Here is a 16,644-nt window from a genome sequence, read left to right on the forward strand (position 1 = left end):
AACGTATACATACATAATACGCCTCGCCGCATCCGCCTAGCCGCCGCAATATCATCTTTGATTTAGAATTGGTAAGATACTGTATTGAAATAATAAAAATTTATTCTTCCCGATCATCCAGCTTATAATTAAATTTAGAAGCATCGAACATCGTCATTATTTTTTTGGAAAATTCATCAGGATCGGCTATGTTCAAAGCAATGATTTCGCCGTGACAAATGGAACGCATGTCTTGAGTGAGAATATTGGCTACAGTTTTTTCAGCTTCAGTTTTGATAGCATTTTCGTCTAAAAATTTCTTTGCCGGTTGTGAAATTAAAAGTGTTTGTATCTCCTCTATAATTCCCGAATAAACAACGAGCCGTGCTGCAGCAAACCCGATTACTTTATCATGCAAAATGAACTTTTCTTCTGTTTGCCGGTAATTTTGAAGACAATCCCAAAGAGGTCTTAAGCCGTGTCTTTGCGAAGCAAATATAATTTTATCGCCCTGAACCAATGCCAGCGAATACTTGGTAAAGTCCGGGTTCAACATGAGAATTGTTTCTTTATAGGATTAATTCCCAGGTGAATCAGCGCTGCCCATAACGTATTGGTTAAGAATAAGACAATTGCCAGCTTAGCGATAAATATTGCCGGCAAATGGACGAAATAGTAATCGGATAAAATCAACCAGGGTAGTTGACACAAGTAAGCCAGCATAACGGCAGGAATTATTTTCCCGTTTTTTTTGTAAAAAACACCGGACAGCACACCGAAAAGAGCATTCCCCACAAGAATATAAGGGTTGCCCAAAAAGAGCGCTGAGTAAAGAGAACCGGTAAGGCCGGCCAGCAAACCACCTACTGCGCCAAAAATAACAGCCGCTAAAATTATCGCTGCGGAGAAAAAGTGAATTTTCCAGTCTTGAGCGAAACTCAGATTGATCAGACTCAATGAGCAGGGCAGTATTATTAAAAGTAAAAAATAATCTGCTATTTTTCGATAAGGTTTAACTTCACAGGAAGCGGAAGAAGAATTGATCATAATTTTTACCTCTCTTGAAAAGAACTTTTTAAATTATAAACTACTGCTATATTTTTGTATAGTTATTTTAGTCATTAACTCGGAATAATTTTAGTTCCCTGTTTTATGAAGTCTCGACATAACATATTAAACTCGTTTGATAATATGCGACAACGGATGCGGAACCCTTGAAGTCGAACCCTTCATGCGAGCCATTAAAAATGCCGCCGAAATTGCGATCGGATTGATGGGCACGTATGAAACGGGATTTACTTTCATCAGGTGAAACATGGCCTCGACGGTGGAACACAGATTGTTACACTCGCCGCTTAAGTATACCTTCTTTCGTCCTAATCGCTTTATAAGATTTTCAGATACTTCTTCGATGGCGCAGTACCCGGCCACAAGCACCCGTCCATTTATATTATCGATCACGGATGGATCATGACCTTTCCCCAGCACCAGAGTCCAGCCACCCTTACCACCATTATCCATATACATCGTCTGTAGCACGCAGAGTGGATTATTCAGACAGCCTTCACGGCAGGCAAGTTTCTTCCCTTTAATCACAGTCACATCAGGAGGAAATTCAGGATATAGATCCCAGGGGTAGTGCCCATTTGCCGGCATGTCGCCGATAAGATCAATTTTCTCCAGGCTTGCCAGGTCACCAGAAAGGGCAATGTCCTGCGGTCCCATTACGCCATTCGAAAGGCCTCTCTCAATAGCAATTTTCAGGTGCGGCACATCATCAACATTGAGGCCGAAAATACGAGCACCGACAATATCGGCGGCAACCACATTGGTGCCGGCAATGAGCACCCGGAAGGGTCGCACCTGTTTATCGGCGAGGGCCGTGGCAAAATAGTGGCCGTGAATTGTTCCCTCGATGCCTTCAATCAACGTTATGTCGGGCCTGACGTGGCCGAGCACGTCGACCAGCTTTTGCGGCAAGTTATAGTTGTGGTCGAAACCCCGGCATTTCTGCATGGGAAATCCCCACTGATTTTTAACACCCAGAGTCACAACTCCCATTGAATGGGTCTTCAGCTTGGGCACATTGATATACAGATGACGGTCCCGCTCTTCCATAAGCCGTATGACGGTTTGGGGCATATCGAAAGACGTAAGATCGTAGCCATCAGGCTCCATGACTCCGGCAGGCCCTCGTCCATTAAAGGTCAGCGGCCGGCTTTTTTCTTCATCGAGATATACCGGAATCGCTCCTGTCTCGCGGCATAGTCTTGCATAGCCTGTGGCCTTGTATACCAGCCTCGTATAGTTTGCCTGAGTCGAGTTCTCAAAGAGATATATTTTTTTAGCCCCTGCCTTCTTCCAGTATAAAATTATTTCCCGAAGCACTTCAACTCTGGTGTGACTGTATGGCTTTGCATCGACTGCATTAGGTTTTATATAAACATCACCGCTGGCTTTCAGAAGCGATGAACCACCCAGTTCATCGAAGATGGCGGTAACAGCCTTGTTAATATCACTCACAAGGGCACCGTTAAGAGGCAGATAATTTGTAAAGCTTTCACTCTGATGGCTGGAGAGAAGTTTTTTAACAATAACTTTTGTTTTCATTTCTTCTCTTTTTTGATTCTGTTCACTAAATGTTTTCAGTGAAAATTGCTATGTGAATATTGTTGCACCTATTACTTTTTCATAGTAGTGACTATATGAAAGCAGATTTTATTTGTCAAGGAAATCCCTTGCTGAGACAAGTTTAATTGCATTATCATAAAACCCCATTAGCAGAACAATAAAATAAACGGTTTAATTTAGAACCGATTGATTATGAAGAAAATATTATTCAAAAGCCTGATAATAATTGCTCTGCTGATATTGGTTTTTCTTTTGCCGCTATTTTATCCCTCCGGGATAGCGGTCTATTTCAGATTATTGTTGCTTATCTTGATTCTTATTGAGAGTCTCAAATTATTCAAGATCATTTTCATAGATACAAAAGTTAATAAAATAATATCAAACGCGGCCATTGTTTTATTTTCAATTTTTGTAATTTTCATATTACTGGAAGCGATATTCATGTTTATTCCCAGGTCCCATTCCACTGATTACACATTAGCATCCCGATTGTGGTACGCCAAATACTGGAAGCCGATTAATTCTTTGGGTTTCAGGGATAAGGAACCTGACAATAATAATCCCGTTATTTTGTTTGTAGGCGATTCATTTACAGCAGGTCATGGGTTAAAATCTGTGGATGACAGATTTTCCAACATAGTTGGGAAGGAACTAAACAAAAAAGGAAAGAAATATACTGTTATAAATATAGGCAAGCCTAATCTTGATTCAAGAAGTGAATATGATGTGATGAGAGATTTTATTTATATGGCCAGAATTAAGCCTGACAAAATAATACTTCAATACTGCGGAAATGATATTGAAGGTGTCGCCATGAATAACGGATTAATATTCGACGGTTTTAATCCTCCACCGGATATGAACAAATTTTTAATACTAATTGGTTCCGGTTCTTATCTTTTTAATTATCTATATTTTCTCTCTCCCAGAGAATATCTGGGCATGTCATATATCACTTATTTAACTAAGGCTTACAAAGATGATAATATATTATCAAAACACAAAGATGATCTTAAATTATTCGTGGATTATTCCCAAGCAAACTCTGCACAACTTATCGTAGTAGTATTCCCATTTTTGACCGACCTGGAAATGAGTGAATCGATGTACTTAAATGATATTGTCAGTTTTTTCGACGCCAAAAAAATCAGCGTCATAAATGTTTCGCAAATGGCAAAGGATATTCCTGTTACTGAAAGAATAGTAAATATAAATGACACACACGCTTCCAAGAAACTCAACAATATAATAGCGCAGGAAATTCTAAAAAAACTTGAATAACATGCTTTCAATCCAGAAACGCAGCAGATATTCTATTGACACACAAAACCAAATTTATTATAATCTAAATATGAATAAGCAATATCCTGGCAAATCGGTAGCCTTGGTTGAAGACGCCTTCAAAATCCTATTGGGAAAGGTGATCTAATGCCTCCTGTAGAAGTGCGATATGAGCGAATTGTGGTGGAAACGGATCGCTACCGCGTGGAGGGCGATCTGAAGCTACTTCAGGAAAGCTATCGTAACCGTCTTTCCGACTACTTGAATTTTCAAAACAATGAATTTCTTACTATTGTGAATGCAGAACTGAAGGCAATCGACGGATCGGGACGCGATTGGAACACCCCCGTCCTCATACTTGCAAGACGGTATATTCACTTGGTAGTACCGGCCGGCCAACAAGGCAACAATCCATAGCCATTACATACTGTTTCATAATAACGTCTATTTTTTTCTTCCGTCACCATCAGCATCTAAGACCATTGTTTTCCCTGTTGCAAAAACAATTACCATACGGTAGAAAAACACAAGCGCAGTGGAAATCGGGAGGGGAATTATGGGTAAACTATTCGGCACCGACGGCATTAGGGGAATTGCTAACGAATACCCCATGACAACTGAAGTTGCCGCAAATGTGGGACGGGCCATCGCCTATCTTTCCAAGAAAAAAGGTCATAAACCGCGTATTATTATCGGCCGGGACACAAGGCTTTCCGGCGATATGTTTGAAAGCGCGATCGTATCGGGAATTTGTTCCATGGGTGTCAACGCTATCTCTGTGGGCATAATTCCCACACCAGGTATAGCTTTTTTAACTCAGGACATGCGCGCCGATGCGGGCATTGTCATTTCCGCTTCCCATAATCCCTCGCAGGACAATGGTATAAAAATCTTCAACGGCGAAGGACTTAAACTCTCCGACGAAAAAGAAAACACAATCGAAGAACTAATTTTTGCCAACAATATGCATCGGCTTAACCCTTCTCCGAAAGAATTGGGTAAATTATCGCGATTGGATGACGCCATCGGACGTTATGTGGATTTTGTGAAATCCACTTTTCCCAAAATACTTAATCCTGAAGGCATGAAAATAGTCCTTGATTGCTCCAATGGCGCAACCTATCGCGTAGCCCCTGAAGTTTTCACTGAACTCGGCTGCGAAGTAAAAACACTTTTCGATCAACCGGACGGCAAAAATATCAATTTAAACTGCGGCTCGCAGCATACGGAAACACTTGCTGCGGAAGTACTGAAACAAAAGGCTGACGCTGGTTTTGCCTTCGACGGCGACGGCGACAGAGTAATTGCCGTTGATGATAAGGGCAAAATTCTTACCGGTGACCGTATGCTTGCCATATGCTCTGCTATTCTGAAAAAAGAAGGTAAGCTGAAAAATAATCTTGTTGTCCGTACCGTGATGAGCAATCTGGGGTTGACGGTTGCTTTCCAGAAACTCGGTATCAATTCAGTGTTTGCCAATGTGGGTGATCGCTTTGTCCTGGAAGAAATGATCTCGCGCGGTGCGATTATCGGCGGAGAAGATTCCGGTCATTTAATTTTTCTTGACCATCACACCACAGGCGACGGCCTGATTACTGCTCTGCAGGTTCTGGCCGCAATAGGGGGGGGGCGGCGACCTCTATCGGAACTTGCCCGCATAATGAAGGCTTTCCCGCAAATGCTCATCAACATTGACGTCAAAAGAAAACCGGAAATAGAAACAGTCCCCCCCATAATGTCCGCAATCAAAAAAGCGGAAAAGGCGTTAGGCGACAAAGGACGGGTACTGGTACGCTATTCCGGCACCCAGAACATGTGCCGTGTCATGGTCGAAGGACCCACCAAAAAAGAAACAGAAACCCACTGCCGCCGGATAGCGGACGTTGTCAAAAAAATACTAACCTGAATCGGAACAGACATCTCATTTGTCATTTCCGTCGTAGACAACCTTTAGGTTACGAAGATGGAAAATTAGAAAACAAATCTGTTTTTCCTGATTTTCAAAAACTGTTAATTCAATTTGACTTCTTTGGAAAGATCTTCCTTCCAGTACAGCGGGTTTCTATAGTCAGGTTCAATATAAACAGGTTTAACTTTATTCTTCGGCAAGAGTACAACGCTTACCCCGTCAATATAAACAATTTTCCAATCAGTTAAACTTAAAGCATCAGACCGAGTATAAACACTTTTAGGCAAGACCAGTATGTCTGAATGGTATTCTCTTAAAACATTCTGCCAATTTTTTCCATGTTCCGAAAATTGCATCGCTTTGGCATATACGTCATTGGAATAGACTTCCTCATACCTTCCATCTATGAGAACTTTGCACTGCGGATATAATTTCCAGAACGCATAACTACCCCAGCCAAACGTAGTAGCGAGATTGCCGGAAATATTATTTTGTTTTATAAATTCTAATGAGCCAACAGGATAGACAAAAGGATCTACGATAATGCTATCAGATAAATGAGGCATACTATAAATGAATATTACCCCTAATAAAAGATATCCGGAACCATACTTTATTGGTTGCCATATTTTATAAGCCTTAGCCGCTATGTTATTTTTAATAAACCTTTCTACAGGGCTAAATAAGTTAAGATACTGATGATAAAAAAGTCCGGATGCGGCCAGCATAAAAAATACGGTATGTCTCTGGTGATTTATGCCCAAATATAACAATACGGCAACCAGTATAATTCTTGTCCAGTCAGGTTTTTTTCTTTGAAGCCACAGATTAATACTGACAATAAACGTTAACAAAACAAAAAGCATGAAACCGGCAAGTATATGTATTTTAATCCCATTATAAATGTGAAAAGGCCCGCTCAAACTGATTGAATTCCATTCCCAAATATATGGTCGGGGCATAATTGCAGCTTCAATAATATAATTCCACAGATTAAGACCGTAAGGATTAACAAGAGTTACAGGAATAATCAAAGCCAGTATTCCAAAATATTTCAGAGAATTCTTACGATTGAAAAGTTCTCCGACCGCATAAACAAGAACCAATCCTATTCCTGCAAGAAAGCCGCCATGCATGTTTGCCCAAAGCAACATTGTGGCCGGGAATATCCAGATTAATCTATCTTCTCCTCGCCTGATCTTTTCCAGTGCATAAAGCCATAGTGTAAAAAAAAGATAAGTGAACATCTGACATCTTATCAGGTTGGCAAATCCAGGAAGAAGTGAAAATCCTACAAAAGTTAAATAAAGTATGCCCGCACAATTGCTCGTCTGCAATTTTATTATTTTTATAATCAATATGAAAATTGCAAGAAGAATGACTGCCTTTAAAGCGAAGAGCCCCCAATCGCCCAGATATCTTGCTAAAAAATAGAAAACAACACTTGATCCCCATTCGTGATCTATCCATAAACTCTTCGTCGGCAGGTATGAAAAAATATCATGTTTTAATACATGCCCTGTTTGAAAGAAAATTGATCCTACAGCTAACCTTGCCCACAAGTCATAATCAGGCAAATTTATTATGAAAGTTAATATATATACTATAGCGGCTAATGATAGATAAAAAAGACCCTTTTTCATAGTTTTAACTCTTTAGAAATATGGATAAGGCTTTTTATCAAATGCTTTCGTGAACGTAATTTGTAAGGTCGAATTAATTATTTCTCGACTTTGATCAGCATTGCGTCACCCTGCGCATGCCCCGAACAAATGCCGCAGACACCGTATCCACCGCCGCGCCGTCTGAGTTCATAGCCCAGTGTCATTAAAATTCGCGCACCGGTTGCGCCAATGGGATGACCGTAGGCAACCGCTCCGCCGTTGACATTCACCTTCTTGAACATCTCCTCTTTGGACATGCCCAAGATAGAGCGACAGCTCACCAGTGCCACGGCAGCAAAGGCTTCGTTGATTTCAATGATGTCCATCTGATCAAGCGTCATCTCGTTTTGCTCCAGAATCTTTTTGATGGCCAGTCCCGGAACAGTTGCGATATCTTTGGTTGGTTGGGATACTTCGGCATAATCAACTATTGTAAAAATGGGTGTAAGACCCAGTTCATCGGCTTTCTCCTTGCTCATCAAAAGACAGACATCACCACCGTCATTGACACCCGGCGCATTTCCGGCGGTAACGCTTCCCGGCTGGCCGGTCACGGTGCTTAAATGATTAAAAACAGGAGGAAGTTTGGTCAAACCTTCAAGTGTGGTCTCCGGTCTTGGTCCTTCGTCTTTTTCCATGACAATCACTTTTTTGCCCTGCTTGACTTCCACCGGAAAAATCTCATCATCGAGTTTACCTTCATTCATCGCGCGCACCGCGTTCATCTGCGAATTTAGCGCCCACTCATCCTGCTCCTGTCGCAAAAAGCCGAATTCGTCGGCCACTTCGGAGCCGTGAATGGCCATGTGACGATTGTAGAATGCATCCCACAGCCCATCATAAACCATTGAATCCACCACGCGACCGTTGGGCAGGGCCATTCTCGCACCCCAGCGCATATCCGGCAGGACAAAAGGACAGTTGCTCATGCTCTCCTGGCCTCCGGCGATACAGATTTCGGCGCGCCCCAGCAGAATCATCTGAAATGCCAGATCGATTGTTTTAATGCCGGAGGAACAGACTTTGTTGACGGTAATGGAAGGAACGGATTCCGGCACGCCCGCCAGAATGGTAGCCTGCCGTCCGGGAATCTGGCCGCATCCGGCGGGAACTACCTGTCCCATGAAAATGTAGTCAATATCCGCTGGTTTTAACTTGCCTTCAGTGCGCCGCAAAATTTCTTTGATTGCCAACGCACCCAGTTCCATCGCGGAAAAGTCCTTCAACGCGCCACCCGACCGGCCATAAGGCGTCCGGCAGGCTTCCACGCAAACCACTTCCCGGAATTTTTTATGCGGATTTTTTATTTTTCTGCCCATTGTCGTAAAATCCGGCTTTCTTTGGCCAAATTTTGCGATGGGAGCGTCTTTATAGATTTCTGATTTTTTTCTTTCCAGTTTCTGCGGAACTTTAGCCATAAAAATATTCCCCCTTACCGTTTCATTAAACGATTTTTATTTAACAGACAAAATCAGTGTTTAAATAATTTTTAAAGATTTTGTTTTTTTGCACATAGTTTTTTTAAAGTCAATCTTTTTGGTCTTATTGCAAAGAATCTTGATTAAAAAAAAGTGTTATCTTGTAATCGTAATGTAAAGATCAGGTAAATAATCTAAGACAATCAATTTGACTAAACCAAAATTATATTATACGTTTCCACCATGAAAAAATACCGGAGGCATGGCAATGTTTGAGGGACTTTTTCAACCGATACACCTTATCGTCATACTGATTATCGTTTTGATTATCTTCGGTCCGGGAAAGCTTCCGGAGTTGGGAGGTTCAGTCGTAAAAGCAATTAGAGGATTTAAGCAGGAGATGAATGGACCCGATAAAAAACCAGAGGAAGAAACAAAAAAAATTGAAAAATAAGAAAACGGAAAAAGCTTGCTAATAACCGCCAATGAATAAACATCTGACTCTCAGAATTTTATTTTTATTTCTGCTAATCGCCTTATCAGCTTTTATTTTTATTCATTATGATTTGCATCTGTTCTTTAGAGATAAAGATAAGCTGGTAAGTTTCATCCGTTCATATCCTTATGATCAGGTGATTTTTATAGTGGTCCAGATAATTCAGGTTGTGGCGGCGCCTATTCCCGGAGAACTTACCGGCATCATTGGCGGTTATCTGTATGGACCGCTCTGGGGGACAATTTATTCGACGATCGGACTCACGCTCGGTTCCTGGATTGCTTTCATGTTGGCCAGATTTTTCGGCGAGCCGCTTCTGGAAAACGTGGTCAGCAAAGAAGTTTTCGCAAAATTCGAACACTTTATGGAACACAAGGGTCTGCTGGTTTCATTCCTGCTTTTTCTGATTCCCGGTTTCCCCAAGGATTATTTATGTTATATAATGGGCGTCAGCCTTATTCCCACGGGAACTTTCATCGTAATTTCCACGGCCGGACGCCTCTTCGGCACAATCATGCTTTCTGTTACCGGAGCCTTCGCCAGTAATGGGCAGTACTCTTTTTTAACTATTTTTCTGATTATAGGTGTGGCAATTTTTATCGCGGCTTATTATTACCACGATAAACTGATCGAAATACTCAAGAAAAGAAAAGCGCAGTAGTCTTCTGTATTAATGACAGGTCACGTATAAATCGATTTTAGATATTCCGTTTATCCAGTACCCTTGCAATTTTCCCTTTCTGGCGAGGAATACTTTTTGATTCAACCAGTCGGACATCAACATTAATGCCTGTTACCGATGCTATGCGTTTTTTGATCGCTTCCAGAAAAGACCTCTGCTTCTGTAATTCCAGAGAAAATATTTTGTCTGTAACTTCAACAACAACTTCCAAATTGTCCATCGCACCTTTTCTTTCCACGACAATTTGGTAAGGTGTCTCGCCCTGCGCCACGCTGAAAAGTGCATCCTCAATCTGTGAAGGAAAAACGTTCACGCCTCTGATGATAAGCATGTCGTCAGAACGCCGCGTAATTTTTTTCATGCGCGCCAGAGTACGGCCACATTCACAAGGAGCGTAATCCAGACTGGTAATATCTCCTGTCCGGTAGCGGATCATCGGAAAAGCTTCTCTGGTCAGCGTTGTTAGAACCAGTTCACCATCGCTTCCTGCAGGCAGGACATTTCCCGTTTCAGGATCAATAATTTCCGGAAGGAACGCATCTTCATAAATATGCATGCCTTTTTTACACAGACATTCGCCGGCGACACCGGGACCTATCACTTCGGAAACTCCATAATTATCGGTTGCACTCAGCAACAATCTGCTTTCAATTTCTTCTCGCATCTTTTCCGACCATGGTTCTCCTCCGAATAGCCCGACTTTCAAAGAAAGCGATTTCGGATCAATACCCAATTGCTCAATACGATCCGCCAGAGCAATGGCGTAGCTGGAGGTACTGACCAGCACCGTGGTTTTATAATCCTGCATAATCATAATCTGTTTATCTGTATTGCCGGTACCCATCGGAATGACCGAAGCGCCGATGGCCTCCGCACCGTAATGCACTCCGAATGCTCCGGTAAAAAGACCGTAGCGAAAAGTTATCTGCACCACGTCATCATGGGTTACACCGGCGGATGTCATAAAACGCGCCGCCAGATTGGACCAGATTTTTATGTCGTTCTTCGTATAACCCATCACTATCGGCTTGCTGGTGGTGCCTGAGGAGGAATGAATGCGCACAACTTCTCTGAGCGGTACAGCAAACATTCCATAAGGGTAATTAACCCGCAGATCGTCTTTCACGGTAAAAGGCATTCTGGTCAAATCAGACAAAGAACGGATATCTTCCGAAATTATGCCTGTGTCATTAAATATTTTCCGGTAATGAGTGACATTCTTGTAAACCCTGTTGACTGTGGCCTGAAGCCTTTCCAGTTGCAGTTGTTCGAGCTCATCACGCGACATACACTCATGAGTTACATCCCAGATATTCATAAAAATACCTCCTGCAATGCAAGCTGTTTAAAATACATATGGATTTGTTTTGTCCGTCCACACTACAGAGATTCCATGTCATTTCGAGCGAAGTGAGAAATCTTTATTGTAAGATTGCCACGTCCCGACAAGTCTGGACTCGCAATGACATTTTTAAATTCATCATCTGCTAAATACTAATTAATATTTTTTCTGCAAAACTTCCGTAAATTTATCGTTCCCATATCTCTTTTTTATCCTTGCCCAGATACGCCCTCTGAACTTCTTTATTATCGAGCAATTCGGCGGCCGTGCCCTCCAAAATCATGTGGCCGTTATCCAACACATAGCCGCGATGGGCCATTTTTAGAGCCGCCCGCGCGTTTTGTTCTACCAGCAAAACCGTCGTTTTTTTCTCTTTGGACAGATTTTCAATAACCCGGAAAATTTCCTGAGTTATAATTGGCGCAAGTCCCATGGACGGCTCGTCAAGAAGCATCAGTTTCGGTCTGGCCATAAAGGCCCTGCCGATGGCGAGCATTTGCTGTTCTCCCCCCGACAATGTTCCGGCAAGCTGTTTTCGCCTCTCCTTAAGAATGGGAAACAAATCATAGACCATCTCTTTATTTTTTTTCACTTCATCACCACCACCCAGCATTTTATGATGCAGATAAGCGCCGAGTTCCAGATTATCCTCTACTGAAATGGGTTTGAAGACCTGTCTGCCCTCCGGAACCTGGGAAATGCCCATCCGGACAATCTGGTGCACGGCAAGATTATTTATCGGAACATCGTTAAAAATAATCTGACCGCTACGTGGAGGCACTACGCCGGACAAAGAATTAAGAAGTGTTGTCTTGCCGGCTCCATTGGCCCCGATAAGAGTGACTATTTCCCCTTCCGTCAAATGCAGAGAAACATTTTTCAACGCCTGAGCCTGCCCGTAATAGGTATTGATATTTTTTATCTTTAACATAGTAACCTTGAAAAAAGTCCATATGTCCCGATAAAATCGGGATTGTGCTGTATATTTCGTCACTGCGGCGTACACTAAAAAGTACGCCTCGTTCCTCAATATTTGCACGCCTTGCCTCTGGAACTTTTTACAAAGTCGCTAATTTGCAACTTTTAATTCCATTCTGCGGGAACAATTTTAAATGAATGTTCCCCGGACAAAGCAATCAATCCGATCCCAAATACGCGGAAATCACCGCCGGATTCTCCTGAATTTCCCTCGGCGTTCCTTCGGCCAGTTTTTTCCCCAGATTTAAAACAACGATAGAATCACAAATATCCATCACCAGATCCATATCGTGTTCCACAAGAGTTACCGTGATGCCTGCTTTTCTTATTTTACGGATGAGCAGTGCCAGTTCGTCGGTTTCTCTGGTATTCAAACCTGCGGCAGGCTCATCCATCAGAATCACCCGCGGCTGGGCAGCCAACGCCCGGGAAATTTCCAGCAGTCGTCCCTTACCAAAAGGCAAATTGCCGGCCTTCATATCGGCCAGATCAGCCATGCCGGTAAATTTCAGCCACTCCATGCTCTTTTCCCGAATATACTTTTCTTCTTTAAGATGGCCGGGCAACTTAAAGGCGCAGGAAAAAATACCACTCCTGCTTCTGGTATGCAGTCCGACCATGACATTTTCCAGCACGGTCATCTGGCCGAACAACTCCACATTCTGAAACGTGCGCACAAGACCAAGTCCTGCCAGCTCCTCCGTGTTCAAAAAAGAAATGTTTTTCTCGCCCAGATAAACTTCTCCCGCTGTCTGGGTATAAAGACCGGTTACAATATTAAAAAGCGTGGTCTTTCCCGCACCGTTAGGACCGATGACGCCGGTTATCGAACCGTCCTCCACACAAAAAGAAACATCTTCCAGCGCGGTAAGTCCGCCGAACATTTTGGTTATGCCGCTAAGCCTGAGCATTGTTGTCCTTTTTTATCTTCATTTTCGCGCTGGCAAATTCTGCCAATTTCTCAATGCCGCTGACAAGACCACCGGGCATGAACATAGTCATTAAAATTAACATCAATCCATAAACAACGATATCAAAATCCTGAAAAACGCGTAGAAATTCCGGAAGCATTGTCAGAATTGCCGCACCCAGAAATGAGCCATAAATACTGCCCAGACCGCCAATAACCACCATTGTGAGCAGTTCAACGGAAAAATTGAATCCGAATGACGCCGGAGCGATAAAAGTCATGATATGGGCATAGAGACTTCCGGCTATTGCGGAAATAACGGCGGAAACAGTAAAAATCTGCACCTTAAGAATTCTGGCGTTAACTCCCATGACACGGGCAGCCACTTCCGAATCATGAATGGCTCTCAGCGCGCGACCGATTCTAGACTGGAATAAATTGATGGATAATAACATTACGGCCAGAGTGAATACCCAGACCAGATAATAATTATTCAGATCATTGTCAAAAATCAATGAGCCGATATGAAGATTCGGTATTCCGGATAATCCTGAAGGGCCCCCGGTAAAATCAACGGTTTCGTTGAAAATTATATACATGATGATACCGAAGCCAAGCGTAGCCATTGCCAGATAATGTCCCTTAAGTTTTAAAATAGGAAAGCCTATAACGAAAGCCAGAGCCCCGGCACAAAAGGCAGCCAGAATAATTATCAGAAAGGGATCTACCGGAAACCTGGTCGTGATTACACCGGAAATATAAGCGCCCATACCGAAAAAGGCGGCGTGTCCGAGTGAAATCTGCCCGGCATATCCCATCAGTAAATTTAGAGCTACGGCCAGCATGGTATTGATGCCGACAAAAACAAGCACATTTAAAAGATAATTACCCTTTAAAAAAAACGGCGCCACGAGCACTACTGCCGCGAAAATTAAAAAAATAAGTATTTGTTGCCTTTTTTCCTTCATGATATTTAATTTCTTTCAGTCTCAAATTATTGTGGGGCTGAAAATTACAGAATTTCTTAAGTTAAAACCTTTCCGTCTCTTTTTTCGTAAACAATCCTTCCGGCCGGATAAAGAGTATTAACAGCAAAATGATAAAGGCAATTGCGTCTTTGTAGCTGGCAGAGATATAACCGGCACCTAAAGATTCTAATAAACCGAGCAAAAGTCCTCCCATCACAGTGCTCAAACCGCTGCTCATTCCACCGATAATCACCGCGCAAAAACCTTTCAGACCAAGCATGACGCCGACATCATAGGAAGTCATGGTCAGCGGCGCGATAATTATTCCGGCCATAGAACCGATAGCCGAACTGATGGCAAACGATAGCAAAACCATATTTTTAACATTTATGCCGACTAATCCGGCAGCCTGCGAATTATAAGCGCAGGCACGCATAGCCTTACCAGCAATGCTGTAATTAAAAAATATTCGACCGGCCATAATGGTTAAAACAGTTACGGCAAAAATCCAAAGATGTTGGGGAAGAATAGTTGCGCCGGCGATATAAATAGGATCGTTACCGGAAAAAGCAGGCAAAGCATGTGTATCTTTTCCCCAGATAAGCATAGCTGCTCCACGAATAAAGATGCTGGCACCGATGGTAATAATGATAAGACTGAGCGGCTTCGCGTTTTGCAGAGGCCTGATGGCCAGACGTTCAAAACAAACGCCGACTATTGTCGAAATAGCAACGGCCAGAACTATTGCCGGTATGATCGACAGTTTTAAAACGGTGAGAAAAAAAACCGTCAATATGCCTCCGAGCATCACAAACTCGCCCTGCGCAAAATTTATGATGCCAGTGGCATTATAAATCATGGCAAAACCAAACCCAATCAAGGCATAAATGGCGCCGTTAGAAAGACCGGATAAAATGTATTGAAATAATTGCCGGGAGTTATCCATTTATAATATAATTCTAAATAAAAGCCCTATTTTTTATTCACAGTGCCACTCGACACATAATCTAATACCCTGAATAACCTAAAGGTCACTTGGGGGGCTCGCCAGGTCACATGGGATTACACGCCGGTAATACGCTTAACATCCCCAATATCATCTTTGATTTATAAATGGTATAAGATTATATCGTGATTCGCCAATAAATATTAACGCGGTGCGGATGACATTATCATCCGCACCGCTGACGCAGCGTTACTGATTACTTTATTATTTTATTAACTTCCAGTCGCCTTTCTCAATCTTGACCAGAACAAAAGCTTCGCTGGTAAGACCGGCATGATCCTGCGGAGAATACGTAAAGGTTCCGCCGATACCCGAAAACTTTTTAGTTTTCTCCAGTTGATCACGAATCGCCGCTGGTGAGAACCCTCCTTTTTCCATGGCACTCTTTAGAAGCATAACAGCATCCCACGCATGGCCGCCGAAATGATCACCTTCCACTTTATAATTTTTCCTGTACTCATTCACATAGTTCATCAGCGCTTTCTTCTGCGGATCTGATTTGGGCAGTTGATCGGCAACTATGACACGCCCGGACGGAAGGATAATTCCTTCTGCTCCCTCACCGGCAAGCTCAATAAATTTCTTGGAGGACACGCCATGGCTCATATACAGGGGAAGTTTTATTCCAAGCTGCTTGACGTTTCTGGCAACTTTGGCCGGACCGGGATTCGTTCCCCAGCAAATAATCGCCTGAGCTTCGCTGTCGCGTATTTTTGTCAGTTGAACAGTCATATCGTCATCTTTCGGACCATACGTTTCATCTGAAATTATCTTCATGCCGAATTCTTTGGACTGTAATTTAAGCTGTTCTCTGCCTGATGATCCGAAACCATCCGATACGGTGAGTATTGCTATCTTGGATATTTTCTGTTTCTGCAGATGCTTGTAAATTTTCATTACGGCGAGAACGTCGTTTTGCGCTGTCTTGAATACCCATTTCTTCACCGGATCGGTTATTTTAATACCTGCTGCGCATGAAACGAGGGGTATTTCCGCCTTTTCAACCACGGGGATTACTGCCATGCTGTCACCGGTCGTGCTGGGTCCGATTATAGCCACTACTTTATCATCTTTAATTAACTTATTGACGCCCTGTACAGCCTTGGTGGCATCGCCCTGGGTATCATAGACGACAAGTTCCAGTTTGCGCCCCTTTATTCCGCCTGCTTTGTTTATCTGGGCCACCATCATTTCCGCGGTATTGCGTTCCGGCTCACCGAGAAATGATGCAGGACCGGACACAGAAAACAGCGCACCGATCTTTACAGGTTCAGCGGCAAAAACTATTGAGCCAAGTAATAAACAAAAAAATGAAACCAAAACTATCCTGAAAATACTTTTTGACATACACACCTCCATTTAAAAAATTTAGTCACCTAA

Annotated in this window: 16 protein-coding genes; 5 read left to right on the top strand and 11 right to left on the bottom strand. The window is 42.7% G+C overall.

What is annotated here, in order from left to right; all coding sequences use genetic code 11:
- Window positions 1–100: 100 nt before the first annotated feature.
- From CVU62_01560 to CVU62_01570, 3 genes are all read right to left on the bottom strand, one after another.
- Window positions 101–535 carry a hypothetical protein gene (locus CVU62_01560; GenBank protein PKN38913.1) on the bottom strand — a complete coding sequence of 145 codons (435 nt, stop codon included), beginning with the start codon at window positions 533–535 and terminating at the stop codon, window positions 101–103.
- Entirely contained in the window at window positions 529–1,026 is a 498-nt protein-coding gene (locus CVU62_01565) for a hypothetical protein (GenBank protein PKN38914.1), read from the bottom strand. The genes CVU62_01560 and CVU62_01565 overlap by 7 nt, the downstream gene beginning before the upstream one ends.
- Before the next feature lie 126 nt (window positions 1,027–1,152).
- On the bottom strand, window positions 1,153–2,589 hold the full coding sequence (locus CVU62_01570) for a hypothetical protein (GenBank protein ID PKN38915.1): 1,437 nt from the start codon (window positions 2,587–2,589) through the stop codon (window positions 1,153–1,155).
- 207 nt (window positions 2,590–2,796) lie between these two features.
- On the opposite strand from CVU62_01570, the gene CVU62_01575 reads away from it, so the two are divergent.
- The 3 genes from CVU62_01575 (at window position 2,797) to CVU62_01585 (ending at window position 5,797) form a co-directional block, all read left to right on the top strand.
- Complete coding sequence (locus CVU62_01575) at window positions 2,797–3,891, top strand: hypothetical protein (GenBank protein ID PKN38916.1); 1,095 nt, start codon at window positions 2,797–2,799, stop codon at window positions 3,889–3,891.
- A 147-nt stretch (window positions 3,892–4,038) separates the two neighbouring features.
- On the top strand, window positions 4,039–4,308 hold the full coding sequence (locus CVU62_01580; GenBank protein ID PKN38917.1) for a hypothetical protein: 270 nt from the start codon (window positions 4,039–4,041) through the stop codon (window positions 4,306–4,308).
- Window positions 4,309–4,447: 139 nt separating this feature from the next.
- Window positions 4,448–5,797 (top strand): phosphoglucosamine mutase, encoded by a 1,350-nt coding sequence (locus CVU62_01585; protein ID PKN38918.1) that lies wholly within the window; start codon window positions 4,448–4,450, stop codon window positions 5,795–5,797.
- 104 nt (window positions 5,798–5,901) lie between these two features.
- Here CVU62_01585 and CVU62_01590 read toward each other — a convergent pair whose 3' ends face one another.
- A complete protein-coding gene (locus CVU62_01590) occupies window positions 5,902–7,443 on the bottom strand; it encodes a hypothetical protein (protein ID PKN38919.1) in 1,542 nt (513 codons plus the stop codon).
- A gap of 77 nt (window positions 7,444–7,520) precedes the next feature.
- The gene (locus tag CVU62_01595) at window positions 7,521–8,882 is read right to left on the bottom strand and encodes an acetyl-CoA C-acyltransferase (GenBank protein PKN38920.1); all 1,362 of its coding nucleotides are present in this window, start codon (window positions 8,880–8,882) and stop codon (window positions 7,521–7,523) included.
- A gap of 268 nt (window positions 8,883–9,150) precedes the next feature.
- On the opposite strand from CVU62_01595, the gene CVU62_01600 reads away from it, so the two are divergent.
- Window positions 9,151–9,336, top strand: a complete 186-nt coding sequence (locus CVU62_01600; protein PKN38921.1) for a hypothetical protein — start codon at window positions 9,151–9,153, stop codon at window positions 9,334–9,336.
- Between the two features lie 31 nt (window positions 9,337–9,367).
- A complete protein-coding gene (locus CVU62_01605; protein PKN38922.1) occupies window positions 9,368–10,039 on the top strand; it encodes a TVP38/TMEM64 family protein in 672 nt (223 codons plus the stop codon).
- Window positions 10,040–10,076: 37 nt separating this feature from the next.
- On the opposite strand, the gene CVU62_01610 is transcribed toward CVU62_01605, so the two are convergent.
- The 6 genes from CVU62_01610 to CVU62_01635 form a co-directional block, all read right to left on the bottom strand.
- Complete coding sequence (locus tag CVU62_01610; GenBank protein ID PKN38923.1) at window positions 10,077–11,378, bottom strand: phenylacetate--CoA ligase; 1,302 nt, start codon at window positions 11,376–11,378, stop codon at window positions 10,077–10,079.
- A gap of 211 nt (window positions 11,379–11,589) precedes the next feature.
- Entirely contained in the window at window positions 11,590–12,333 is a 744-nt protein-coding gene (gene livF, locus CVU62_01615; GenBank protein PKN39441.1) for a branched-chain amino acid ABC transporter ATP-binding protein, read from the bottom strand.
- A 205-nt stretch (window positions 12,334–12,538) separates the two neighbouring features.
- On the bottom strand, window positions 12,539–13,291 hold the full coding sequence (gene livG, locus CVU62_01620; GenBank protein ID PKN38924.1) for a high-affinity branched-chain amino acid ABC transporter ATP-binding protein LivG: 753 nt from the start codon (window positions 13,289–13,291) through the stop codon (window positions 12,539–12,541).
- Window positions 13,278–14,258, bottom strand: a complete 981-nt coding sequence (locus tag CVU62_01625) for a branched-chain amino acid ABC transporter permease (GenBank protein PKN38925.1) — start codon at window positions 14,256–14,258, stop codon at window positions 13,278–13,280. The genes livG and CVU62_01625 overlap by 14 nt, the downstream gene beginning before the upstream one ends.
- Window positions 14,259–14,319: 61 nt before the next feature.
- Complete coding sequence (locus tag CVU62_01630; GenBank protein ID PKN38926.1) at window positions 14,320–15,204, bottom strand: branched-chain amino acid ABC transporter permease; 885 nt, start codon at window positions 15,202–15,204, stop codon at window positions 14,320–14,322.
- Window positions 15,205–15,468: 264 nt separating this feature from the next.
- A complete protein-coding gene (locus tag CVU62_01635; protein ID PKN38927.1) occupies window positions 15,469–16,611 on the bottom strand; it encodes an ABC transporter substrate-binding protein in 1,143 nt (380 codons plus the stop codon).
- Window positions 16,612–16,644 lie beyond the last annotated feature (33 nt).

This window comes from Deltaproteobacteria bacterium HGW-Deltaproteobacteria-2 (genome assembly GCA_002840505.1).
Lineage (GTDB): Bacteria > Desulfobacterota > Syntrophia > Syntrophales > Smithellaceae > Smithella.